Origin of the sequence: Roseburia sp. AF22-2LB, assembly GCF_003461125.1 — a bacterium.
GTDB lineage: Bacteria > Bacillota > Clostridia > Lachnospirales > Lachnospiraceae > Roseburia_C > Roseburia_C amylophila.
In genome coordinates this window covers 104,567-127,214 of the sequence record NZ_QTWM01000002.1, presented here as the reverse complement: position 1 = coordinate 127,214, position 22,648 = coordinate 104,567, and the positions used below count along the sequence as shown (strand labels likewise).

General features: G+C 41.7%; 26 protein-coding genes. 22 read left to right on the top strand and 4 right to left on the bottom strand.

Annotation, left to right across the window (positions count from 1 at the left end):
* Window positions 1-36: 36 nt before the first annotated feature.
* Complete coding sequence (locus DWX96_RS03245; RefSeq protein ID WP_022243076.1) at window positions 37-267, bottom strand: HPr family phosphocarrier protein; 231 nt, start codon at window positions 265-267, stop codon at window positions 37-39.
* A gap of 89 nt (window positions 268-356) precedes the next feature.
* On the opposite strand from DWX96_RS03245, the gene mtaB reads away from it, so the two are divergent.
* The 12 genes from mtaB (at window position 357) to coaBC (ending at window position 10,552) form a co-directional block, all read left to right on the top strand.
* Window positions 357-1,709 (top strand): tRNA (N(6)-L-threonylcarbamoyladenosine(37)-C(2))-methylthiotransferase MtaB, encoded by a 1,353-nt coding sequence (mtaB, locus tag DWX96_RS03240; protein WP_118056783.1) that lies wholly within the window; start codon window positions 357-359, stop codon window positions 1,707-1,709.
* A gap of 136 nt (window positions 1,710-1,845) precedes the next feature.
* Window positions 1,846-2,109 carry an IreB family regulatory phosphoprotein gene (locus DWX96_RS03235; RefSeq protein WP_022243074.1) on the top strand — a complete coding sequence of 88 codons (264 nt, stop codon included), beginning with the start codon at window positions 1,846-1,848 and terminating at the stop codon, window positions 2,107-2,109.
* A gap of 10 nt (window positions 2,110-2,119) precedes the next feature.
* Window positions 2,120-2,551 (top strand): Holliday junction resolvase RuvX, encoded by a 432-nt coding sequence (ruvX, locus tag DWX96_RS03230; protein ID WP_118056782.1) that lies wholly within the window; start codon window positions 2,120-2,122, stop codon window positions 2,549-2,551.
* An 8-nt stretch (window positions 2,552-2,559) separates the two neighbouring features.
* Window positions 2,560-2,820 carry a DUF1292 domain-containing protein gene (locus tag DWX96_RS03225; protein ID WP_022243072.1) on the top strand — a complete coding sequence of 87 codons (261 nt, stop codon included), beginning with the start codon at window positions 2,560-2,562 and terminating at the stop codon, window positions 2,818-2,820.
* A gap of 66 nt (window positions 2,821-2,886) precedes the next feature.
* Entirely contained in the window at window positions 2,887-4,551 is a 1,665-nt protein-coding gene (locus tag DWX96_RS03220) for a ribonuclease J (protein ID WP_022243071.1), read from the top strand.
* 15 nt (window positions 4,552-4,566) lie between these two features.
* Window positions 4,567-4,911 (top strand): YlbF family regulator, encoded by a 345-nt coding sequence (locus DWX96_RS03215; protein WP_022243070.1) that lies wholly within the window; start codon window positions 4,567-4,569, stop codon window positions 4,909-4,911.
* Window positions 4,912-4,926: 15 nt separating this feature from the next.
* The gene (locus DWX96_RS03210) at window positions 4,927-5,316 is read left to right on the top strand and encodes an endolytic transglycosylase MltG (protein ID WP_118056781.1); all 390 of its coding nucleotides are present in this window, start codon (window positions 4,927-4,929) and stop codon (window positions 5,314-5,316) included.
* Window positions 5,313-5,954, top strand: coding sequence for an O-methyltransferase (locus tag DWX96_RS03205; protein ID WP_118056780.1), 642 nt, complete (start codon window positions 5,313-5,315; stop codon window positions 5,952-5,954). Before DWX96_RS03210 ends, DWX96_RS03205 begins: the two co-directional genes overlap by 4 nt.
* A 35-nt stretch (window positions 5,955-5,989) precedes the next feature.
* On the top strand, window positions 5,990-7,216 hold the full coding sequence (locus DWX96_RS03200) for a peptidase U32 family protein (protein WP_022243067.1): 1,227 nt from the start codon (window positions 5,990-5,992) through the stop codon (window positions 7,214-7,216).
* Window positions 7,217-7,219: 3 nt separating this feature from the next.
* A complete protein-coding gene (locus DWX96_RS03195; RefSeq protein ID WP_118056779.1) occupies window positions 7,220-8,272 on the top strand; it encodes a lactonase family protein in 1,053 nt (350 codons plus the stop codon).
* Between the two features lie 235 nt (window positions 8,273-8,507).
* Window positions 8,508-9,353, top strand: a complete 846-nt coding sequence (locus DWX96_RS03190; protein ID WP_022243065.1) for an ECF transporter S component — start codon at window positions 8,508-8,510, stop codon at window positions 9,351-9,353.
* Window positions 9,354-9,358: 5 nt separating this feature from the next.
* On the top strand, window positions 9,359-10,552 hold the full coding sequence (coaBC, locus tag DWX96_RS03185) for a bifunctional phosphopantothenoylcysteine decarboxylase/phosphopantothenate--cysteine ligase CoaBC (protein ID WP_118056778.1): 1,194 nt from the start codon (window positions 9,359-9,361) through the stop codon (window positions 10,550-10,552).
* 96 nt (window positions 10,553-10,648) lie between these two features.
* Here the strand turns inward: coaBC and aroC are convergent, their stop codons facing one another.
* A complete protein-coding gene (gene aroC / locus DWX96_RS03180; protein ID WP_118056777.1) occupies window positions 10,649-11,752 on the bottom strand; it encodes a chorismate synthase in 1,104 nt (367 codons plus the stop codon).
* Window positions 11,753-11,897: 145 nt separating this feature from the next.
* On the opposite strand from aroC, the gene tgt reads away from it, so the two are divergent.
* The 4 genes from tgt (at window position 11,898) to DWX96_RS03160 (ending at window position 14,209) form a co-directional block, all read left to right on the top strand.
* Entirely contained in the window at window positions 11,898-13,049 is a 1,152-nt protein-coding gene (gene tgt, locus DWX96_RS03175; protein WP_117697028.1) for a tRNA guanosine(34) transglycosylase Tgt, read from the top strand.
* A gap of 97 nt (window positions 13,050-13,146) precedes the next feature.
* Entirely contained in the window at window positions 13,147-13,482 is a 336-nt protein-coding gene (gene yajC, locus DWX96_RS03170) for a preprotein translocase subunit YajC (RefSeq protein WP_022243061.1), read from the top strand.
* Between the two features lie 78 nt (window positions 13,483-13,560).
* Window positions 13,561-13,779, top strand: coding sequence for an aspartate dehydrogenase (locus DWX96_RS03165; protein WP_118056776.1), 219 nt, complete (start codon window positions 13,561-13,563; stop codon window positions 13,777-13,779).
* Between the two features lie 46 nt (window positions 13,780-13,825).
* Window positions 13,826-14,209: a PAS domain-containing protein gene (locus DWX96_RS03160; protein ID WP_118056775.1), complete on the top strand. Its 384-nt coding sequence runs from the start codon at window positions 13,826-13,828 to the stop codon at window positions 14,207-14,209.
* Window positions 14,210-14,279: 70 nt separating this feature from the next.
* Here DWX96_RS03160 and DWX96_RS14865 read toward each other — a convergent pair whose 3' ends face one another.
* Window positions 14,280-14,402, bottom strand: a complete 123-nt coding sequence (locus tag DWX96_RS14865) for a helix-turn-helix domain-containing protein (RefSeq protein ID WP_334294266.1) — start codon at window positions 14,400-14,402, stop codon at window positions 14,280-14,282.
* Between the two features lie 28 nt (window positions 14,403-14,430).
* Between DWX96_RS14865 and DWX96_RS14495 the strand changes: the two genes are divergently transcribed.
* Window positions 14,431-14,808, top strand: coding sequence for a hypothetical protein (locus DWX96_RS14495; RefSeq protein WP_118056773.1), 378 nt, complete (start codon window positions 14,431-14,433; stop codon window positions 14,806-14,808).
* An 86-nt stretch (window positions 14,809-14,894) separates the two neighbouring features.
* Here the strand turns inward: DWX96_RS14495 and DWX96_RS03145 are convergent, their stop codons facing one another.
* Window positions 14,895-15,236, bottom strand: coding sequence for a phenylpyruvate tautomerase MIF-related protein (locus tag DWX96_RS03145; RefSeq protein ID WP_022243052.1), 342 nt, complete (start codon window positions 15,234-15,236; stop codon window positions 14,895-14,897).
* A 545-nt stretch (window positions 15,237-15,781) separates the two neighbouring features.
* Between DWX96_RS03145 and leuB the strand changes: the two genes are divergently transcribed.
* From leuB to DWX96_RS03120, 5 genes are read left to right on the top strand one after another with little or no spacing between them, the layout of a single operon-like run.
* Entirely contained in the window at window positions 15,782-16,882 is a 1,101-nt protein-coding gene (gene leuB, locus DWX96_RS03140; RefSeq protein ID WP_022243051.1) for a 3-isopropylmalate dehydrogenase, read from the top strand.
* A gap of 50 nt (window positions 16,883-16,932) precedes the next feature.
* Window positions 16,933-18,615, top strand: a complete 1,683-nt coding sequence (gene ilvD / locus DWX96_RS03135; RefSeq protein ID WP_117697041.1) for a dihydroxy-acid dehydratase — start codon at window positions 16,933-16,935, stop codon at window positions 18,613-18,615.
* Between the two features lie 58 nt (window positions 18,616-18,673).
* Window positions 18,674-20,347: a biosynthetic-type acetolactate synthase large subunit gene (gene ilvB, locus DWX96_RS03130; protein WP_117840957.1), complete on the top strand. Its 1,674-nt coding sequence runs from the start codon at window positions 18,674-18,676 to the stop codon at window positions 20,345-20,347.
* Window positions 20,348-20,399: 52 nt separating this feature from the next.
* Complete coding sequence (serC, locus tag DWX96_RS03125) at window positions 20,400-21,482, top strand: 3-phosphoserine/phosphohydroxythreonine transaminase (protein ID WP_022243048.1); 1,083 nt, start codon at window positions 20,400-20,402, stop codon at window positions 21,480-21,482.
* Entirely contained in the window at window positions 21,482-22,645 is a 1,164-nt protein-coding gene (locus DWX96_RS03120) for a phosphoglycerate dehydrogenase (protein WP_022243047.1), read from the top strand. The genes serC and DWX96_RS03120 overlap by 1 nt, the downstream gene beginning before the upstream one ends.
* Window positions 22,646-22,648: the final 3 nt, after the last annotated feature.

The window sequence follows — 22,648 nt, the reverse complement described above, 5'->3', positions numbered from 1 at the left end:
TTTCGCAATCCCCCCAATTCATTTACATCAATTCAATTATACAAGATAAGGTTTTAATGCTTCCATAATCTCATCCAGATTAGACTCTGCATGAATTGCTAAGTCGATTGGTTTGGATAAATCTAAGCTGAAGATACCCATGATAGATTTAGCATCGATAACGTATCTTCCAGAGATTAAGTCGAAATCAAATTCGAACTGTGTGATTGCGTTTACGAAGGATTTCACCTTATCGATTGAGTTTAATGAAATTTGAACTGTTTTCATAGTAAGACCTCCTTGGTTGCTATAAATACTTTTTCTTAATAGTAACTTCTTTGGAGGTAAAAGTCAACTAGAAGTGAGGAAAAAATCGAATGAAAAAAGCAGCATTGCACAATTTGGGATGCAAGGTGAACGCATATGAGACGGAGGCTATGCAGCAGTTATTAGAACAGGCAGGTTATGAGATTGTTCCTTTTACGGAACAGGCGGATGTCTATGTGATTAACACCTGTTCGGTAACCAACATGGCAGACCGGAAATCCCGCCAGATGCTTCATAAAGCAAAAAAAGAAAATCCGGACAGTATCGTTGTCGCTGCCGGCTGTTATGTCCAGACTTCATCGGAAGAAGCAGCAAGGGATTTATCCGTGGATATCATTATCGGAAATGACAAGAAACATGAACTGGTGGAGCTTATTGAAAACTGTATGAACCAGAAGAAAAATGCAAACGAAGAAACCGAAGGAGTGGATGACTGGAAGGAAAATATCTGCGATATTAATGAAAAAGGCAGAGCATATGAAGCACTGTCTATCAGCCGGACGGAAGAACATACCAGAGCTTTCTTAAAGGTGCAGGATGGCTGCAACCAGTTCTGCACATATTGTATTATTCCATATGCGAGAGGTAGAATCAGAAGCCGTAAGGCAGAAGAGGTCGTGCGTGAAGTGGAGACACTTGCAGCAAATGGCTGTAAGGAAGTGGTACTGACCGGAATCCATTTAAGTTCCTATGGATTAGACCATGGAGATAATCTTTTACATCTGATTCAGGAAGTGCATAAAGTAGAAGGTATCCGCCGGATTCGTCTGGGTTCCTTGGAGCCTGGAATCATCGATGAGAATTTTGTGAGAAAGCTGGCAAAATTAGAAAAAATCTGTCCGCATTTTCACCTGTCCCTGCAGAGCGGATGCGATGCAACCTTAAAGCGGATGAACCGGAAATATGATACAGCCACTTATGAAGCAGGCTGTAAGCTGATTCGGAAATATTTTACCCATCCGGCAATTACCACAGATGTTATCGTAGGATTCCCGGGAGAAACAGCGGAAGAATTTGAGGCAACAAAGGAATTCTTAGAGCGGATTCATTTTTATGAGATGCATATTTTCAAGTATTCCAAGCGCAAAGGTACGAAGGCAGCAGTGATGCCGGATCAGGTGCCAGAACAGGTGAAGACAGAACGCAGTAAGGTGCTTTTGGCACTGGCACAGGAAATGTCAGAAGAATTCCGGGAGTATTATGTTGGCAGACCGGAAGAAATATTATTAGAAGAAACCGATGAAATCGCAGGAAATGTATATTTTACCGGATATACCAAAGAATATGTAAAGATAGCAGTGCCGGAGGCAGAAGGGGAAGAAAATATTTTGGTGAAAGGCATCGTGACCGGACGGATTTCAGCAGATGTATACCGGATGGAAAATATTGAAAAAGCAGAGTAGAATTATCGGGAAAAGATAAGTGTATGAGAAGTGTATTTTGAATAATGGTTGAATTTTGCAGTACTTTATATTAGAATAGATTTAGCGATGCTTTTTCATTAGGAAGAACAAAAGAGCAAAATAAGGGCGTGAAAAAATGCAGAACATGAATAACACACAATATTTTAGAGTTGAAAAAGAACCGGAAATCAGGGTACATGATGTACTTAAGATTGTATACGAGGCATTATCCGAGAAAGGATACAATCCGGTCAATCAGATTGTTGGATATATTATGTCTGGTGATCCGACTTATATTACCAGTCACAATAATGCAAGAAGTCTGATTATGAAAGTAGAACGTGACGAACTTGTAGAAGAGATATTAAAGGAATATATCCATACAAATTCATGGAAGTAGGAGGCAGTTGATGCGGATAATCGGTCTTGACTTCGGTTCTAAAACCGTTGGAGTTGCCGTTAGCGATGAACTGCTTATTACTGCACAGGGAATTGAGATTGTGCGCAGAAAATCAGAAAATAAGCTGCGTCAGACATTGGCACGTATTGAAGAATTAATCAAAGAATATAACGTGGAGAAAATTGTTCTCGGCTTTCCGAAAAATATGAATAATAGTGAAGGCGAGCGTTGTGAAAAAACCTTAGAATTTAAAGAAATGTTAGAAAGGCGTACCGGACTTACAGTAGAGCTGTGGGACGAACGCCTTACTACTGTTGCGGCGGATAATCTTATGATGGAAGCCGGAATCCGAAGAGAGAATCGCAAAGAATATGTGGATCAGATAGCGGCATCCTTTATTTTACAGGGATACCTTGACTATCTGCAGAATGAAAAGAATTAGGAGTAAATATGGAAAAAGTAAATTTTACAGACCCGGATACCAATGAGTCAGCAGAATTTTATGTATTAGAGCAGACAACCATACGGGGAATCAATTACCTTCTTGTCACAGTAGACGAAGAGGGTGATTCGGATGCATTTATTTTAAAAGAAACACAGAATGAAGATGATCACAATACCATCTATGAAATGGTGGAAGATGATAAAGAGTTAGAAGCACTTGCAAAAATTTTCGCAGAATTAATGGAAGATGTAGACATTGAATTCTAGGAGAACTTATGTAATTGCGGACAAATGCAATGAGCGCGAAAAGAAAGAATTTATGGAGGTAATATTTTGAAAAAAGAAGCAAACTCAAAATTGAAAATCATTCCATTAGGCGGATTAGAGCAGATTGGAATGAACATAACTGCCTTTGAATACGAAGACAGTATTATTGTTGTGGACTGCGGTTTGTCATTCCCGGAGGATGATATGTTTGGTGTAGACCTTGTTATCCCGGATGTGACTTATTTAAAAGATAATATTGACAAAGTAAAGGGATTTTTTATTACCCATGGTCACGAAGACCATATCGGAGCAATCCCTTATATTTTAAAAGAAGTCAATGTGCCGATTTATGCAACCAAGCTTACGATTGCAATTATCGAACACAAGTTAGAAGAGCATAATATGCTCAAGAAAGTAAAACGTAAGGTAGTAAAATACGGACAGCATATTAACTTAGGCTGCTTCCGCGTGGAATTTATCCGTACCAACCATAGTATTCAGGATGCGGCAGCTCTTGCCATTTATTCACCGGCAGGAACAGTTGTCCACACCGGAGACTTTAAAGTGGATTATACACCGGTATATGGTGATGCTATCGATTTACAGCGTTTTGGTGAGATTGGTAAGAAGGGTGTACTGGCATTGATGTGTGACTCCACCAATGCAGAGCGTCCTGGCTTTACCATGTCGGAGCGTACCGTAGGAAAGACCTTTGATAATATTTTTGCTGACCATAAGAACACACGAATCATTATTGCAACTTTTGCATCCAATGTAGACCGTGTACAGCAGATTATGAACTCTGCCAATAAGTATGGCAGAAAAGTAGTGATTGAAGGACGAAGCATGGTAAATATCATTACGATTGCGTCTGAGCTGGGATACCTTACCATCCCGGAGCAGACCCTGATTGATATTGAACAGCTGAAGAATTATCCGGATGAGCAGACGGTTATCATTACAACAGGAAGCCAGGGAGAATCCATGGCGGCATTATCCCGTATGGCATCCGGCATGCATCGTAAGATAACAATTAAACCAAAGGATACCATTATTTTTAGTTCCAACCCGATTCCGGGTAATGAAAAAGCAGTGTCCGGTGTCATTAATGAACTGACCATGAAAGGTGCAGAGGTTATTTTCCAGGATGTTCATGTTTCCGGTCATGCCTGTCAGGAGGATATCAAACTGATTTACTCACTGGTAAAACCGAAATATGCAATTCCGGTTCATGGAGAATACCGTCATCTGGTTGCCCAGGCTAAGATTGCAGAAGAACTTGGCATTGATAAAGAAAATATTTTCCTCTTGTCTTCCGGTGATGTATTAGAACTGGATGAGGAAAGCGCAGCAGTTACCGGACATGTACAGGTAGGCGATGTCATGGTAGACGGACTTGGTGTTGGTGACGTAGGAAATATTGTATTGCGTGACAGACAGCATCTGGCAGAAGAAGGAATCATTATTGTTGTAATGACATTGGAAAGTGGCTCCGGAATGGTGCTGGCAGGACCGGACATCGTATCCAGAGGATTTGTCTATGTACGTGGGGCAGAAAGCCTGATGGAGGAAGCTCGTCATGTATTAGAGGGAACCATGGAACACTGCATGGATAAGAATATTACAGACTGGAGCAAGATTAAGACAGAAATCAAAGATGCTTTAGGTGATTTTGTCTGGAAAGAGACAAAGCGCAGACCGATGATTATTCCAATTATTATGGAAGTTTAATGTGGGTGGATGAACATGAGCGTAGTAGAAGATAAGGTAACAGAACTTGTAAATGCAATTCAGGATACCAATGAATATAAGCGTTATCAGGAAGCAAAGAATAAGCTGCATGCGAATCCGGAATTAGAGCAGATTGTATTTGCATTCCGCCAGAAGAATTACCAGATCCAGAACAGTAAAAATGTGGATCTGTTCTGGGAAGTAGACCAGCTGGAGCGGGAAAATATAGATATCCGCAAGAATCCGGTTGCAGAAGAATTTATGACAGCAGAGCTTGCATTCTGCCGTCTGCTGCAGAAAATTAATTTCAGACTGGTTGGCGGCCTGAATTTTGAAGTAGGTTTTGTAAACGAAAGATAATGGAGAGGTTGTGCGATGAGTGCCAGTAAGATTGTGATGAAAATTGTCCGAATCAGTTTTTCTGTTCTTGTTGTTGTACTGGTGATTTTTGTACTTTTTAAGGCAGGAAGCTATGCATATGATTTCGGATATCGCGTGTATACAGAGCAGCCGGTGTCATCCGGTGATGGCAAGGATATTGTGGTTCAGATAGAGGCTGGAATGTCCGGTAGTGATATTGGAAGTATGTTAGAGGAGAAAGGACTTATCCGTGATGCCAGGCTTTTTGCAGTGCAGTTAAAGCTTTCTGCGTATTCTAAAAAAATCAAACCGGGAATATATACGCTGAATACTTCCATGACAGCGAAAGAAATGATGGAAGCCATGTCACCGGTTTTGGAAAAAGATACAGAGGGTACAACGTGATAGTAGAGGAACGATTAGTAACGTATATCAATTCCTTAGACAGTGGAAATACACCGCTTTTAGAGGAAATTGAGGCAGAGGCAAAGAAGAATTATGTGCCGGTTATTCGTAAGGAAATGCAGAGTTTTTTAAAATCCATGCTGGCATTAAAGCGGCCGGAGCGGATTTTGGAAGTGGGAACTGCAGTAGGATTTTCTGCACTTCTGATGGAAGAATATAATCCGGTGCCATGCCGGATTACAACTATAGAAAATTACGAGAAAAGAATTCCTATTGCACAGGAAAATTTCAAACATGCCGGAAAAGAGAAAGAAATCACACTGATTCCGGGAGATGCCACAGAGGTGTTAAAGACGTTAGAAGATCCTTATGATTTTCTTTTTATGGATGCGGCAAAGGGACAGTATATCAATTTCCTGCCGGATATTCTTCGGCTGATGAAGCCTGGTGCATTACTGGTATCTGACAATGTGCTGCAGGAGGGAGATATTATCGAATCCCATTATGCAGTAACCAGAAGAAACCGGACCATTCATAAGAGAATGCGGGAATATCTTTATGAACTGACACACAATGACAGTCTTACCACATCGGTGCTTCCGATTGGAGACGGTGTTACCATTAGCATTAAGAAATAGATGATACAGATTGAAATATTAGGAGAAATAAATCAATGAGACCGGTAGAATTACTGATTCCAGCCAGCAGTCTGGAAGTATTAAAAATTGCAGTCATTTATGGAGCAGATGCCGTATATATCGGCGGAGAAGTATTTGGACTTCGTGCGAAGGCAAAAAACTTTTCCATGGAGGATATGGCAGAGGGCATCCAGTTTGCCCATGAGCATGGCGTAAAAGTTTATGTAACAGCAAATATACTGGCTCACAATGGGGATTTGGAAGGTGTAAGAGAGTACTTTACCCAGTTAAAGGAAATCAAGCCGGATGCCCTGATTATTTCCGACCCGGGTATTTATACCATTGCAAAAGAAATCTGCCCGGAAATCGAGCGTCATATCAGTACCCAGGCCAATAATACCAACTATGGAACGTATCAGTTCTGGTGGAACCAGGGCGCAAAGCGTGTGGTAACAGCAAGAGAGCTTTCTTTAAATGAGATTGCTGAGATTCGCAAAAATATTCCGGATGAAATGGAAATCGAGACATTTGTGCATGGAGCAATGTGTATTTCCTATTCCGGAAGATGTCTTTTAAGTAATTATTTTACCGGAAGAGATGCCAACCAGGGAGCCTGCACTCATCCGTGCCGCTGGAAATATGCAGTGGTAGAGGAAAAACGTCCGGGAGAGTATCTGCCGGTTTATGAAAATGAACGTGGTACCTATATTTTTAACTCCAAGGATTTGTGCATGATTGAGCACATCCCGGAACTGATTGAGGCAGGTATTGATTCCTTTAAGATAGAAGGACGTATGAAGACAGCACTTTATGTTGCTACTGTAGCACGTACTTACCGGAAAGCCATTGATGATTATCTTACCTCACCGGAGAAATATAAAGAAAATATGGACTGGTATTTAGAACAGATTTCTAACTGTACTTATCGCCAGTTTACCACCGGCTTTTTCTTTGGAAAGCCTTCGGAAGAGAGCCAGATTTACGATAATAACACTTATATCAAAGAGTATACCTACCTTGGAATTGTAGGAGAACGCAACGAAGAGGGATTATATCAAATTGAACAGAGAAATAAATTCTCCGTAGGGGAACAGATTGAAGTCATGAAACCGGATGGAAGAAATATTCCGGTTACCGTAAAACGGATTGTGGACGAAGATGGAAATGAAATGGAATCAGCACCACATCCAAAACAGGTGCTTTACATTGATTTAGGACAGGAACTGGAGATGTATGATATTTTACGCAGACAGGAGGAATGACCTATGGAAGAAAAGTATGTTGTTTATGTCGGAACGTATACCCATGAGAACAGTATCGGAATCCATTTATATGATTTGGATGCAAAAAGCGGAGAAATGAAGGAACGGAAAGTGGTTCCCATCAATAATCCTTCCGATTTGCTGGTATCGAAGGATGGCAGATTCTTATATTCCATCGCAGATGAAGGCGTGGAAGCATTTCACATTCTGCCGGACGGAGACCTTGAGCCAATGAACAAGCAGTGGATTGGCGGTATGCGTGGCTGTTATGTGGAAGTGGACAGTAAGAACCGTTATCTTTTCGTAGGCGGTCATCATGATGGCAGAGTGACCATGATGAAGTTGGAAGAAGATGGCAGCATCGGAGAAATCGCAGACGGTATCTTTCATAAGGGAATGGGACGGACCATTGCAGAGCGAAGTTCCAAGCCACATGTAGACTGCGTGAAGCTGACACCGGACGAGAAGTTCTTGTGTGCAGTGGATAATGGATTAGATCATGTAAAGATTTACCGGATTGACTATGAGAATGGCAGGATGAAGCTTGCAGATATCATCCGTTGTCCGTTGGAATCTGCACCGCATATGATTCGTTTCAGCCGTGATGGAAGATTTGCTTATATTCTCTATGAGCTGTTGAATCAGATAGAGGTATTTTCCTATACGTTAGAAAATGACCAGCCGCATTTCGAGAAGGTTCAGACCATTACAACGACCATACCGAAGGAAGCTGATGTCTGTGCTGCATCCGGTCTGGAAGTGACAATGGATGGTGAATATTTATTCTGCAGTAATGCAGGTGCAAACTCCGTATCGATTTATGAAATTGATAAAGAGAGTGGATGTCTTACCATGATGTGTAATTCGAAAATCAGTGGTGATTATCCGAAAATGATTGGTATCTGTCCGGACAGAATGCATTTCATGAGCCTTAATAATGAGACCAATGAGATTACCATGTTTAAGGTAGATTATGAGAAGAAATACATTCTGATGGAAGAGAGACCAATTCCGGTAGATAAACCGAATTGCATTTACATCCATAAACTAAGTTAGAAGCGAACTGCGGGAAACATGCTTTAACCAGGCATTTTTCGGTATTCATGTAAAAAGGGTAAAAAAAGATGTCATTTGTTAAAAAAATAACAGACGACATCTTTCTTTTTTGGAAAAACTATGATAGAATAACACGGTTGAAGCCTACCGGTCCGGAGGCTATCAATGGAAGTGCTTGGCCGCAAAGCCTTAAAATGCGGAGAAAAAAGAAAATTTAAGAAAAGAGGAAGAGACTATGAGTGAAAAAAACGTAGCTTTTACCAGGGACAGAAGTATCCCAAAATCTTATGAGCTGGTTCTGACAGCTTTATTTACCGCCATTATCGTCGTAATGGCTTTTACCCCGTTAGGATTTATTCCTTTAGTAGTAATTAATGCAACGATTATCCATATACCGGTTATTTTAGGTGCAATTTTCTGCGGACCGAAAAAAGGTGCCTTTTTGGGATTTGTATTTGGATTAACCAGTTTTATTAAAAATACATTGATGCCAACTTCTATGTCAGCATTTGTATTTTCACCGATACTGGCAAGCAGCATCGATGGCGCAGCAGGAGTGGTAAAGAGTACCATTATCTGTTTTGTACCACGAATTTTAGTAGGTATCATCCCATATTTCGTATATCGTGGAATTGTAAAATTAACCACATCCAGCCATGCAAAGGCTGCAAAGGTAATCAGTAATCTTGTAATCAGTGTACTTTTACTGGTTGGTATCCATGCGTTCTTTGCTAAAATGCTGACAACAGATTCGAAGGAAATGATTGGCTGGATATCAGGTGCAGCTGCAGCAGTTATTTATTTTATTGTAGTGGAACTGACCGGGAGAAAGAAGGATGGCAGATTCTTGGGCTATGTCTATGCCGGCGTGACTGGTGCATTGACCAATACACTGCTTGTAATGCCGATGATTTATATTTTCTATAAAGAGGCATATGCCAATGCATTGAGCATTGAGCCGGGCGCAGTTATGGGCGTAATCCTTGGCGTTATCAGCTTTAATGGAATTATAGAAGCAATTGTAGCAGCCGTTCTGGTAGCAGCAATTGGAATGGTATTGAATAAAGTACACAGGAGGTAATTCATATGTTAAAGGGCAGGAACATATTACTGGCAGTGACAGGAAGCATTGCAGCATATAAGGCGGCATCACTTGCCAGTATGCTGGTAAAGCAGCACGCAGATGTGCATGTAATTATGACGAAAAATGCAGAGCAGTTTATATCACCGGTTACCTTTGAGACACTGACTGGTAATAAGGTAATTGACGACACCTTTGACCGCAACAGCGGATATCATGTGGCACATATTGCTATGGCACAGGAAGCAGATGTGGTGATGATTGCTCCGGCATCTGCAGATGTCATTGCAAAGCTGGCACACGGAATTGCAGATGATATGCTCACTTCTACCATGTTAGCCTGTGAGGCTCCGATATATCTTGCCCCGGCAATGAATACACATATGTTTGATAATCCGTTAACACAGGATAATCTTAAGAAGCTAAGAACATATGGTTATCACATTATTGAGCCATCCTCAGGCTATCTTGCCTGTGGCGATACCGGAAGGGGAAAACTTCCGGAACCGGAAGAACTGTTAGAATATATTCTGCAGGAAGCTGCCTGTGAGAAAGACCTGACAGGAAAGAAGGTTCTCATCACAGCAGGAGCCACCCGGGAGGCAATTGACCCGGTACGTTATGTGACCAACCATTCCACCGGAAAAATGGGTTATGCACTGGCAAAGAATGCGGCAAGAAGAGGGGCAGAGGTAACACTGGTCACCGGACCGACCAGCCTTGAAGAGCCATTTTTTGTAAATACAATTCCGGTTGTTACGGCAGAAGAAATGTATCAGGCTGTCACAGATGCATTTGCAGAACAGGACATTGTAGTCATGGCGGCAGCAGTAGCGGACTACCGTCCAAAGACCGTTGCGGATGAAAAAATCAAAAAGGCCGATGGCGGACTGACGTTGGAAATGGAACGCACGAAAGATATTTTAGGAACAGTTTCTGCCCGGAAGGAAAACCAGTTCCTGTGTGGATTTTCCATGGAGACACAGCATCTGAAAGAAAATTCCAAAGCCAAGTTAGAAAAGAAGAAGCTTGATATGATTGTTGCCAATAATCTTAAGACAGCGGGAGCCGGATTTGGTACCGATACCAATGTGGTAACTTTGATTACAGAATCAGAAGAAAAAGAGTTTCCGATTATGTCGAAGGATGAAGTTGCCTCAGCTATCTTTGATGAGATTCTAAGCAAAATGCAGGCGTAGAAAATAATAATAATAATAATAATCCCTGTCAGCGGAAGGTCACCTGAGTTTGTGACTTGTAGCAGACAGGGATTTTGCTATTTCTGATAGAAGCCTTTATTTCTTGTAGAAATCTTTGATTCCATCCATCCGGGCACTCATGTTAGAAAGCATGGCATCGAAAATAGTAATGGCAGCCATGGATTCGACAACCACAACAGCTCTTGGAACGATAATCGGATCGTGACGTCCCTTGATATTGATTTCGATTTCCTCGCCGTTTTTATTTATGGTCTTCTGGGTGGAAGCAACGGAAGGAGTCGGCTTGATGGCAGCACGGAATACAATCGGCGAGCCATCACTCATGCCGCCTAAGATACCGCCGGCGTGGTTGGTTTCTTTTGTGACAGAACCGTTTTCATCCGTTACAAAGGCATCGTTGTTGGTAAGTCCGGTAGCAGCAGCAACTGCAAATCCATCACCGATTTCAAAGCCTTTTACAGCACCAATGGAGAAAATTGCTTTGGCTAAATTTGCATCGATTTTTTCGAATACCGGGTCACCGATTCCGGCAGGAACACCGGTAATAACACATTCGATAATACCGCCGGCAGAGTTCTGCATGGCTTTGCATTCTTCCAGATAGGAAGCAGCTTTTGCAGCAGCATCTGCATCCGGCATATAGAGTGGATTCTTCGTAATTTCTGCAGCATCAAATCTGGTTTCGTCAATGGTAACTGGACCGATGCTCTTACTGTAGGTGAGAATCTCAATGCCAAGTTCCTTTAAAATCTTTGCGGCAACCGCACCGGCAGCCACACGTCCGATAGTTTCACGACCGGAAGAACGTCCGCCACCACGGTAATCCCGGAAACCGTATTTGGCATCAAAGGTAAAGTCAGCATGTCCCGGACGATAGTAGGAAGCAATCTCACTGTAGTCTTTGGAATGCTGGTTTTCATTTACCACAATCAGTGAGATTGGAGTTCCGGTGGTTCTGCCTTCAAAGACACCGGAAAGAATATGTACTGCATCATCCTCTTTTCGCGGGGTAGAGAAAGCAGATTGTCCCGGTTTACGCCGGTTTAAATAGGTCTGTATATCTTCTTCACAAAGGGAAAGTCCGGCAGGACAGCCGTCAATTACGACACCGATTCCTATTCCGTGTGATTCTCCCCAGGTTGTAATTTTAAAGTTAGTTCCAATAGTTGAGCCTGCCATAGCATCCTCCTGATTTGTTTTTGTAAAAAAGTCAGACTCTATTATAGAAGATTTTTCAGATACTGGCAATCCCACAGTTGCAAAAAGTGCGAAAACAAGGTATGCTAGGATAGTATTTGTAAAAAGAACAGAAACAGGAGATTATATGTACGAATTATTAAAACAGGATGGAAGAGCAAAGAGGGGCATTTTTCATACCGTACATGGTGATATACAGACCCCGGTGTTTATGAATGTAGGAACGGTCGCTGCCATAAAGGGAGCTGTTTCTACCGAAGACTTAGAGCAGATTAAGACACAGGTGGAATTATCCAATACCTATCATCTGCATGTACGTCCGGGAGATAAATTAATCAAAGAGCTGGGCGGACTGCACAAGTTCATGGTGTGGGACAAACCAATTCTTACCGATTCCGGTGGATTCCAGGTATTTTCACTGGCAGGACTCCGTAAAATCAAAGAAGAGGGAGTCTATTTCCATTCCCACATTGATGGAGCAAAAATTTTCATGGGACCGGAAGAAAGTATGCAGATACAGTCTAATCTGGCATCCACCATTGCCATGGCATTTGATGAATGTGCACCGGCACTGGCTGACCGTGGATATGTAGAGGCATCCGTAGCCAGAACAACCCGCTGGCTGGCACGCTGTAAGGCGGAAATGACAAGACTGAATGGGTTGGAAGATACCATTAATAAAAATCAGATGCTGTTTGGAATTAACCAGGGAGCCATTTATCCGGATATCCGGATTGACCATGCAAAGCGAATCAGTGAATTGGATTTAGACGGCTATGCAGTAGGTGGACTTGCAGTAGGCGAGACCCACGAAGAGATGTATGATATCTTAGACCAGACCGTTCCATATCTGCCACTTGAGAAACCAACCTATCTTATGGGTGTCGGAACTCCGGCAAATATTTTAGAGGCAGTAGACCGTGGTGTGGATTTCTTTGACTGTGTATATCCGACCCGTAATGGCCGCCACGGACATCTTTATACCAATCAGGGAAAGATTAACCTTTTCAATAAGAAATATGAAAAGGATATGCGCCCAATCGAGGAAGGCTGTCAGTGTCCGACCTGCCGCCGCTACAGCAGAGCCTATGTCCGCCATTTATTAAAGGCAAAGGAAATGCTTGGTATGCGTCTTTGCGTATTACACAATCTGTATTTCTACAATACCATGATGGAAGAAATCAGAGACGCCATTGATGCCGGCAATTATAAGTCATACAAAGAGGAAAAACTCTATGGTATGAACCAGATAAACAGGGAAAAAGAGGCACAAATCTAAAAAAAGAATGAAATATCGGGAAAATACTTGTGAAACGCAGTCTTTTTGTGTACAATGTTTTTCATGAACTTAAGTTTGTAATTCAGGAGGAAAAGAAATGTCTATTTTAGCATCACAGCAGGCACAGGCCTGGGGAAGCATTATTATGTGGGTAGTAATTATGGTTGTATTTGTATACTTCTTCATGATTCGTCCACAGAAGAAAGAAGCAAAGAAAAAAGAGCAGATGATGTCGGAGTTAGCAGTAGGTGATACCGTACTGACAACCAGCGGTTTCTACGGAATCGTAATTGATGTATCTGAAGATGATACTGTTATCGTTGAGTTTGGCAGCAACAGAAACTGCCGTATCCCAATGCAGAAAGCAGCAATTGCCGCAATCGAAAAACCGGAAGAAGCAGTAGAAGCAAAAGAAACCAAAGAGAAGAAATAAGATAAGACCTTAGAAAATCCGTGGAGTGTGCGCAATGTACAAGCCACGGATTTTTTTGAAAAGAGGGAGTAAGGTTATATGAGAATATTCAAGAAAAAATCCACGCCATTGCCCTATGATAAAATGAACAAGAAGCCTGTTATTAAAGCCAGCATCTGCAATGGAGAACAGGTGGCAGGCTTTAAAGATATCCATACAGGAAAGATAGAAGAAATAATGCTGATAAGAAATGAGGCAGACCTTGATACGTTCCGGAAAATGTATGGAATTGAGGGAAAAATAGAAAAGGAATATTAAGCAAAGCATAATAGAAATTCAAGACAGAAGGAAAAGGAGCATAACCATGCAGACAGACATTAACGCAGCATATTTTAAAAGCATCATAGACCAGGATCGTTGTTCCGTTGTGATATGCAATTTAAAGCACGAAATCATTTATATGAATCCAACTGCAGTAAAAAGCTATGAGAAATGGGGCGGTGAAAGCCTTGTTGGAAGAAGCCTTTTAAACTGCCATAATGAAGAATCGCAAAAACGCATCCAGCAGGTAATCGACTGGTTCTCTGCAGATGAAAGCCACAATCTCATCTATACCTCCCATAACGTGAAGCAGAATAAAGATGTGTATATGGTTGCTTTAAGGGATGCCGAGGGAAAGCTGATTGGCTATTATGAGAAGCATGAATTCAGAAATGCAGAAACCATGGAAAAATATGATTTGTGGTAAAATGAAATATAGGAAAATGAGATAGTTTCATATCATAAATAGAGCGGTACATCGACAAAGGTGTATCGCTCTATTTAAATTCAATAATATCATTTGGAGTACAGCCTATAATGGTGCAGAGCTTTTCCAAGGTGAGTACAGTAATATTTTTGTTGTGTTTTAATCCATCCAGAGTTTTATTATCAATGCCCATCTTTAGAAGCTGGTATTGGGATATCTTTTTGGACTTCATAGTATTCCACAAATTAGCAGACAGCAAATTATCAAAGAATTTAGAAGGGGAAGCAGGTTTTCCTGATTTTGTTGTGCTGGAAAGGAAGAAAAGTCGAGATGCAGCTAAATATGGGTGCATAGAAGCAAAACGACCGTATGATAATATGGAGATAACAGAGCAGATAGAAGGACACCTTAATTCTTATGGAAAAGTAATTTATACAAATGGACTCATATGGAAATTTTATAAAGTGAAAGAAAAGCCAGTAAAAGAGTTTTGCTTAGGTTGTATAGACCCTCATAATCAGGATTCTGTAATCTGGGAACCGGTAGATAACTGGTATAAACTGATGAGCTTTTTAGAGGACTGGAACTGGAAATCATAAGATAGGGTTGCCATAGAATAAAACACAAAAAGACAGGCATATCACACAACGTATAGCTATTAGTGTGATATGCCTTTTCTAGTCCCCTAGAAATTACTGTCATTCCATCCCCAGTCCTCGGTCGGGAAGTAAGCAACATAGATTCGCTTCTTCGGAATGCCAAGCTCATTTTCTAAGAGCGTACAGACTTTTCTTGTCATAAGATTCATCTGTGGCTTGGTCGGATAGCCGTAGCATTTCACTTCTACATAAGCAATGTCTTTGGTGCTTCCTAGAAAGCAAAGAGAAGCATTACCCTCGAACCCGGTCATAACCCAGTTCTCACCTTTGCCGAGACAGTCTCTGGTGATGATGCAGAGCTCCTTGGACAGGGCATCTTTTTTGGCAATATCTAAAGTAGCAGTAGTTTTCATGTTAATAAATGGCATTGTTAGTCCTCCTTACAAATGGATAAGTTAATTGGTTCATTATATAGGTGAGAGTGAAAAAGCTATGATTCATCAGAATATGGATGCTTGAAGCAAACGGTTAGAGGCACCTGGCATTTCGTACAATATCAGGCAACACCGGCACATGGATGTGACGGTGAGGTGCAGCTTGAACATGGATGTGAATCTGCACCGGTTGCCGTACGGTATTAGTATTGCGGTAGAAATGCCTGATGCCCCTTACCGTTTTGCCTCGCATCCATATCTGATGAATCATAGAGTATTCCTCAATTCCTATAAAATACCTACCTCAAGTCTACTGTACCAGTCCCCATCTGACAAGAAAAAGATTTGTATAATAACAACAAATCATATCAAAAGAACAGAATATAACCACAGTTTATAAAAACTATGAGAAACTATAATGGTAAAATTTATTGAATTCTTCGGATAAATAAGCTATGATATAGGATAATGAGCATTACCATAATCAGTAGTTATGAAATTGGGATGCATGCAATAGGAAAAGAAAGAAGGATTTACCCATGAATTATAATGTTGGAGTAATTGCCGGTGACGGAATCGGACCGGAGATTGTAAGCGAAGCAAGAAAGGTGTTAGATGCCATTGGAGCAAAATTCGGACACACCTTTACATATGACGAGATACTGATGGGCGGTTGTTCTATCGATGCAACCGGTGTACCGCTGACCGATGATGCCATTGCACATGCAAAAGCGGCAGATGCAGTTCTGATGGGTTCCATCGGAGGAAATACAGCAACATCCCCTTGGTACAAATTAGAGCCATCCCTTCGCCCGGAGGCAGGCCTTTTGAAATTGAGAAAAGCATTGAACCTTTTTGCTAACTTAAGACCGGCATACCTTTATGAAGAATTAAAGGAAGCATGTCCACTGCGTGATGATATTATCGGAGACGGATTTGACATGATGATTATGCGTGAACTGACCGGCGGACTTTATTTTGGCGAGAGAAAGACAGAAGAAGTGGACGGTGTGATGACGGCAACCGATACTTTGACATATAACGAAAATGAAATCCGCAGAATTGCAAAACGTGGATTTGACATTGCCATGAAACGCCGCAGGAAAGTAACCAGCGTGGATAAGGCAAACGTACTGGATTCCTCCAGACTCTGGAGAAAGATTGTAGAAGAAGTAGCAAAGGATTATCCGGAAGTAACATATGAGCATATGCTGGTAGATAACTGTGCCATGCAGTTGGTAAAAGACCCGAAGCAGTTCGATGTAATTTTAACTGAGAATATGTTTGGAGATATTTTATCCGATGAAGCAAGTATGGTAACTGGTTCCATCGGAATGTTATCCTCTGCAAGCTTAAATGATACGAAATTCGGTCTTTATGAGCCAAGCGGTGGTTCTGCACCGGATATCGCAGGAAAAGGAATTGCAAACCCGATTGCAACCATTTTAAGTGCAGCGATGATGTTAAGATATTCCTTTGATCTCGATAAAGAAGCAGATGCCATTGAAAATGCCGTAAAGAAGGTATTAAAGGCAGGCTATCGTACCATTGACATTATGCCACAGGAAGAAGCAAAGAAAGCAACCGTAACCCAGGTAGGAACAGCCAGAATGGGTGACTTAATCGTAGAGAATCTGTAAGAGATAAGAAATTTTCAGACAGAACAATAAAAAAGAGAGGAAGAACGAAGATGAAGAGTGATAATGTAAAAGCCGGAATGCAGCAGGCTCCGCACAGAAGTCTTTTTAACGCTTTGGGATTTACCGAAGAAGAAATGAAGAAACCAATGGTTGGTATCGTAAGTTCTTATAATGAAATCGTACCGGGCCATATGAATCTGGATAAAATTGTAAACGCTGTAAAATTAGGTGTTGCAGAAGCAGGTGGAGTACCGGTTGTATTCCCTGCAATTGCAGTTTGTGATGGAATTGCCATGGGACATATCGGAATGAAATATTCCCTGGTAACAAGAGACTTAATTGCAGATTCCACAGAGTGTATGGCATTAGCCCATCAGTTTGATGCACTGGTTATGGTGCCAAACTGTGATAAGAACGTACCGGGACTTCTGATGGCAGCAGCAAGAATTAATGTACCTACCGTATTTGTTTCCGGTGGTCCGATGTTAGCAGGTCATGTAAAGGGACGTAAGAGAAGCTTATCTTCCATGTTTGAGGCAGTAGGCTCCTATGCAGCAGGTACAATGACAGAGGAAGAAGTAAGGGAATACGAAGAGAAAGTATGTCCGACCTGTGGTTCCTGTTCCGGTATGTATACCGCAAACTCCATGAACTGTCTGACCGAGGCACTTGGTATGGGCTTACGTGGAAACGGAACCATTCCTGCCGTATATTCCGAGCGTATCAAATTAGCAAAACATGCCGGAATGGCAGTTATGGATATGTATCGGAAAGATATCCGTCCAAGAGATATTATGACAAAGGATGCTATTTTAAATGCACTGACCGTAGATATGGCGTTAGGCTGCTCTACCAACAGTATGCTTCACCTGCCTGCAATCGCACATGAAGTAGGATTTGATTTTGATATTTCCTTTGCAAATCCAATCAGTGAGAAGACTCCGAACCTCTGCCATTTGGCACCGGCAGGCCCGACCTATATGGAAGACTTAAATGAAGCCGGCGGTGTCTATGCTGTCATGAAAGAATTAGCAGATGCAGGACTTTTACATACAGACTGTATGACCGTAACCGGTAAGACCGTAGGCGAGAATATCAAAGATGCAGTCAATAAGAATCCGGAAGTTATCCGTCCACTGGATAATCCGTATAGTAAGACCGGTGGTCTTGCCGTATTAAAAGGAAATCTTGCTCCGGACGGCGGTGTTGTAAAACGTTCCGCAGTCGTAGAAGAGATGATGGTTCATGAAGGACCGGCAAGAGTATTTGACTGTGAGGAAGATGCCATTGCAGCAATCAAGGGTGGCAGAATTGTTGCCGGTGATGTAGTCGTGATCCGTTACGAAGGACCAAAAGGCGGCCCTGGTATGCGTGAGATGTTAAATCCGACTTCTGCAATCGCAGGTATGGGACTTGGTTCTTCCGTAGCATTGATTACAGACGGACGTTTCTCCGGCGCAAGCCGTGGAGCTTCCATCGGTCATGTTTCACCGGAAGCAGCCGTAGGCGGACCAATCGCATTGGTAGAAGAAGGCGATATCATTAAGATTAACATTCCGGAAATGAAGTTAGAGCTTGCAGTATCCGATGAAAAACTGGCAGCCCGTAAAGCAAAATGGCAGCCAAGAGAACCGAAGGTAACAACCGGATATCTGGCACGTTATGCTTCCATGGTTACTTCAGGAAACCGCGGTGCAATTTTACAGATTCCAGGTACCGGGGAAGAAAAATAAGAACCGGTAATCTGTAAATATACAGCAGAAAGATAAGTTGGAAAGAGAGGAAATTTCAATGCTCTTAACAGGTGCTGAAATCGTAATAGAATGTTTGAAAGAGCAGGGCGTGGATACGGTATTTGGTTATCCGGGTGGTGCAATTTTAAATGTATATGATGAGTTATATAAACATAGTAATGAAATAAAACATATTTTAACTTCCCATGAGCAGGGAGCTTCCCATGCGGCAGACGGATATGCAAGAAGCACCGGAAAAGTTGGTGTGTGCTTTGCCACCAGCGGACCGGGTGCAACTAATCTGGTAACCGGAATCGCAACCGCATATATGGATTCTGTTCCAATGGTAGCAATTACCTGTAATGTCAATGTGCCGCTTCTTGGCAAAGACAGTTTCCAGGAAATTGATATTGCAGGAATTACCATGCCGATTACCAAGCACAACTTTATTGTAAAAGATGTCAATGATCTGGCAGATACCATCCGCCGGGCATTCCGCATTGCAAAAAAAGGAAGACCGGGTCCTGTTCTTGTGGATATTCCAAAGGATGTCACTGCTAACAGGGCAGAATATAACGCACAGCGTATTGAACCGGTACTGCGTGTGACAGAAACCATCCGGGAGGAAGATTTAGAAGAAGCAGTTGCTTTGATTCAGAAAGCGAAAAAACCATATATCTTTGTGGGCGGCGGTGCCGTGATTTCCGACTGTTCGGATGAATTGAGAGAATTTGTGGATAAGGTGGATGCACCGGTTTGTGATACCCTGATGGGAAAAGGTGCATTTAACGGAACGGATGAACGTTATACCGGAATGCTTGGAATGCATGGAACCAAGACTTCCAATCTTGGAGTCAGCGAGTGCGATCTTCTGATTGCAGTAGGTGTCCGTTTCTCAGACCGTGTGCTTGGAAATGCTAAGAAATTTGCCCATCATGCAAAAATCTTACAGTTTGATGTGGATGCGGCAGAGATTAATAAAAATATCATGGTAACAAACAGCGTGATTGGTGATTTAAAGAAGATTCTTGCAAGAATCAATCCGATGTTATCTCCGATGGAGCATAAAGAGTGGATGGAGCACATCATGGAATACAAGAAAGAATATCCATTGAGCTATCATCCGGAAGGATTAAGCGGTCCGTTCGTAATCGAAGAAATCTATCGTCAGACCAACGGAGATGCTATCATGGTAACGGAGGTCGGACAGCATCAGATGTGGGCAGCACAGTATTATAAATACAAACAGCCGAGAACACTTCTGACATCCGGCGGACTTGGAACCATGGGTTATGGACTGGGGGCAGCAATCGGTGCGCAGATAGCAAATCCGGATAAACAGGTTATCAATATTGCCGGTGACGGATGTTTCCGTATGAATATGAATGAGATTGCAACAGCAGTCCGTCAGAAGCTTCCGTTAATCGAAGTTATCATTAATAACCATGTGCTTGGAATGGTAAGACAGTGGCAGACACTTTTCTATGAGAAGCATTATTCTGCAACTGTTTTAGACGATGGAGTAGATTTTGTAAAACTGGCAGAAGCCATGGGAGCAACGGGATATCGGGCAACCAGTCAGGCAGAATTTGTCGATATTTTGAAAAAAGCACTTGCAAGTAGTACACCAGTTGTTATAGACTGTATAATTGATAGTGATGATAAGGTGTGGCCAATGGTAGCACCGGGGGCAGCTATATCTGAGGTGTTTACCGAGGAAGATTTAAAATAATAAGCCATTACATATAGAAAGATATGTGTAAGAAGTGAGGAGGAATTAGAAAATGAGCAGAGTATATAATTTTTCTGCAGGTCCGGCAGTATTACCGGAAGAAGTTTTACAGGAAGCAGCAGATGAGATGTTAGACTACAGAGGATGTGGAATGTCCGTAATGGAGATGAGTCATCGTTCCAAAGTATATGACAACATCATCAAAGAGGCAGAAGCTGATTTAAGAGACTTAATGAATATCCCGGATAATTACAAGGTATTATTCTTACAGGGTGGAGCTTCCCAGCAGTTCGCTGCAATTCCAATGAACCTGATGAAAAATAAGAAAGCTGCATATATTGTAACTGGACAGTGGGCTAAGAAAGCTTACCAGGAAGCAAAAATGTATGGGGATGCAGTAGAAGTAGCATCTTCAGCAGATAAGACCTTCTCTTATATTCCGGATTGTTCAGATCTGGATATTCCGGAAGATGCAGATTATGTATATATCTGTGAAAACAATACGATTTATGGAACCAAGTTCAAAGAACTTCCAAATACCAAAGGACATACACTTGTTGCAGACGTATCTTCCTGCTTCTTATCAGAACCGGTTGATGTAACCAAATACGGAGTAATCTACGGCGGCGTTCAGAAGAACGTTGGACCTGCAGGTGTTGTAATCGTAATCATTCGTGAAGACTTAATTACAGATGATGTTCTTCCGGGAACACCTACAATGTTAAAATACAAGACTCAGGCAGATGCAGATTCTCTTTACAATACACCACCATGCTACGGCATTTATATCTGTGGTAAAGTATTCAAATGGTTAAAGAAGATGGGCGGACTTGAAGTTATGAAACAGCGTAACGAAGAGAAAGCTAAGATTCTTTATGATTTCTTAGATCAGAGCAAGTTATTCAAGGGAACTGTAGTTCCAAAAGACCGTTCTCTTATGAACGTACCATTCGTTACCGGTGATGCTGACTTAGATGCAAAATTCGTCAAAGAAGCAACCGAAGCTGGTTTTGTAAACTTAAAGGGACACAGAACCGTTGGCGGTATGCGTGCCAGCATTTACAATGCAATGCCAAAAGAAGGCGTTGAGAAGCTGGTGGCATTTATGAAGAAGTTTGAGGAGGAGAACGCATAATGTTTAACTATACATGTTTAAATCCAATCGCTGGTGTAGGCTTAGACCTTTTGTCAGATGAATATAACAAAGTAGATGATATCAAAGATGCACAGGCAGTCCTGGTAAGAAGTGCAGCAATGCATGATATGGAACTTCCAAAGACTTTAGAAGTTGTTGCAAGAGCAGGTGCAGGTGTAAATAATATCCCATTGGATAAATGTGCAGAAGCAGGTATCGTAGTATTCAATACACCGGGTGCAAACGCAAATGGTGTAAAGGAACTGGTATTTGCAGGAATGTTATTGGCAGCCCGTGACGTAGTCGGTGGAATCGAATGGGTAAAAGGCGAGGAAGGCAATGCAGATGTTGCAAAACTTGCTGAGAAACAGAAGAAGAACTTTGCCGGAAGCGAAATTGCAGGAAAGAAGCTTGGCGTTATCGGACTTGGTGCCATCGGTGTTAAAGTAGCAAATGCTGCAACACATCTTGGTATGGAAGTATACGGATATGACCCATACATTTCTGTAAATGCTGCATGGAGCTTATCACGCAATGTAAATCATGTAAATGCTGTAGAAGAAATTTACAAGAACTGTGATTATATCACAATTCATGTTCCGCTTTTAGATTCTACCAAGAAAATGATTAATGCAGAAGCAATTGCAATGATGAAACCTACCACTGTAGTATTGAACTTTGCAAGAGACTTACTGGTTGATGAAGAGGCAATGGTAGCAGCATTAGAGGAAGGAAAGATTGCAAAATATGTCAGCGACTTCCCAAATCCAACCACAGTTGGAAAGAAAGGCTGTATCGTAACTCCTCATATTGGAGCTTCTACCGAAGAATCCGAAGATAACTGTGCAGTAATGGCAGTAAAAGAGATTCGTGATTTCTTAGAGAATGGAAATATTACACATTCTGTAAACTATCCGGACTGCAATATGGGCGAGTGCAAGAGTGCAGGAAGACTGTTACTGTTACACCGTAACGTAAAGGGAATGATCAGCAGCTATACTTCTATTTTAGGAGATGCAAATATCAACATTTCTGATATGACCAATAAGAGCCGTGGCGATTATGCATGTACATTGCTTGATGTAGATGCACCTGTTACCAAAGAAGTAGAAGAGAAACTTCAGACCTTAGATGGTGTATTAAAGGTTCGTATTGTAAAATAATAA

What these genes read in the sequence shown, in the direction of transcription:
- ruvX (WP_118056782.1), top strand. Translation starts at nt 2,120, where the DNA reads ATGCGGATAATCGGTCTTGACTTCGGTTCTAAAACCGTTGGAGTTGCC.
- DWX96_RS03245 (WP_022243076.1), bottom strand. Translation starts at nt 267, where the DNA reads ATGAAAACAGTTCAAATTTCATTAAACTCAATCGATAAGGTGAAATCC.
- tgt (WP_117697028.1), top strand. Translation starts at nt 11,898, where the DNA reads ATGTACGAATTATTAAAACAGGATGGAAGAGCAAAGAGGGGCATTTTT.
- DWX96_RS03190 (WP_022243065.1), top strand. Translation starts at nt 8,508, where the DNA reads ATGAGTGAAAAAAACGTAGCTTTTACCAGGGACAGAAGTATCCCAAAA.
- ilvB (WP_117840957.1), top strand. Translation starts at nt 18,674, where the DNA reads ATGCTCTTAACAGGTGCTGAAATCGTAATAGAATGTTTGAAAGAGCAG.
- DWX96_RS03145 (WP_022243052.1), bottom strand. Translation starts at nt 15,236, where the DNA reads ATGCCATTTATTAACATGAAAACTACTGCTACTTTAGATATTGCCAAA.
- yajC (WP_022243061.1), top strand. Translation starts at nt 13,147, where the DNA reads ATGTCTATTTTAGCATCACAGCAGGCACAGGCCTGGGGAAGCATTATT.
- mtaB (WP_118056783.1), top strand. Translation starts at nt 357, where the DNA reads ATGAAAAAAGCAGCATTGCACAATTTGGGATGCAAGGTGAACGCATAT.
- coaBC (WP_118056778.1), top strand. Translation starts at nt 9,359, where the DNA reads ATGTTAAAGGGCAGGAACATATTACTGGCAGTGACAGGAAGCATTGCA.
- DWX96_RS03165 (WP_118056776.1), top strand. Translation starts at nt 13,561, where the DNA reads ATGAGAATATTCAAGAAAAAATCCACGCCATTGCCCTATGATAAAATG.
- DWX96_RS03200 (WP_022243067.1), top strand. Translation starts at nt 5,990, where the DNA reads ATGAGACCGGTAGAATTACTGATTCCAGCCAGCAGTCTGGAAGTATTA.
- DWX96_RS03210 (WP_118056781.1), top strand. Translation starts at nt 4,927, where the DNA reads ATGAGTGCCAGTAAGATTGTGATGAAAATTGTCCGAATCAGTTTTTCT.
- ilvD (WP_117697041.1), top strand. Translation starts at nt 16,933, where the DNA reads ATGAAGAGTGATAATGTAAAAGCCGGAATGCAGCAGGCTCCGCACAGA.
- aroC (WP_118056777.1), bottom strand. Translation starts at nt 11,752, where the DNA reads ATGGCAGGCTCAACTATTGGAACTAACTTTAAAATTACAACCTGGGGA.
- DWX96_RS03120 (WP_022243047.1), top strand. Translation starts at nt 21,482, where the DNA reads ATGTTTAACTATACATGTTTAAATCCAATCGCTGGTGTAGGCTTAGAC.
- DWX96_RS03215 (WP_022243070.1), top strand. Translation starts at nt 4,567, where the DNA reads ATGAGCGTAGTAGAAGATAAGGTAACAGAACTTGTAAATGCAATTCAG.
- DWX96_RS03225 (WP_022243072.1), top strand. Translation starts at nt 2,560, where the DNA reads ATGGAAAAAGTAAATTTTACAGACCCGGATACCAATGAGTCAGCAGAA.
- leuB (WP_022243051.1), top strand. Translation starts at nt 15,782, where the DNA reads ATGAATTATAATGTTGGAGTAATTGCCGGTGACGGAATCGGACCGGAG.
- serC (WP_022243048.1), top strand. Translation starts at nt 20,400, where the DNA reads ATGAGCAGAGTATATAATTTTTCTGCAGGTCCGGCAGTATTACCGGAA.
- DWX96_RS14865 (WP_334294266.1), bottom strand. Translation starts at nt 14,402, where the DNA reads ATGGGCATTGATAATAAAACTCTGGATGGATTAAAACACAACAAAAAT.
- DWX96_RS03160 (WP_118056775.1), top strand. Translation starts at nt 13,826, where the DNA reads ATGCAGACAGACATTAACGCAGCATATTTTAAAAGCATCATAGACCAG.
- DWX96_RS03195 (WP_118056779.1), top strand. Translation starts at nt 7,220, where the DNA reads ATGGAAGAAAAGTATGTTGTTTATGTCGGAACGTATACCCATGAGAAC.
- DWX96_RS03235 (WP_022243074.1), top strand. Translation starts at nt 1,846, where the DNA reads ATGCAGAACATGAATAACACACAATATTTTAGAGTTGAAAAAGAACCG.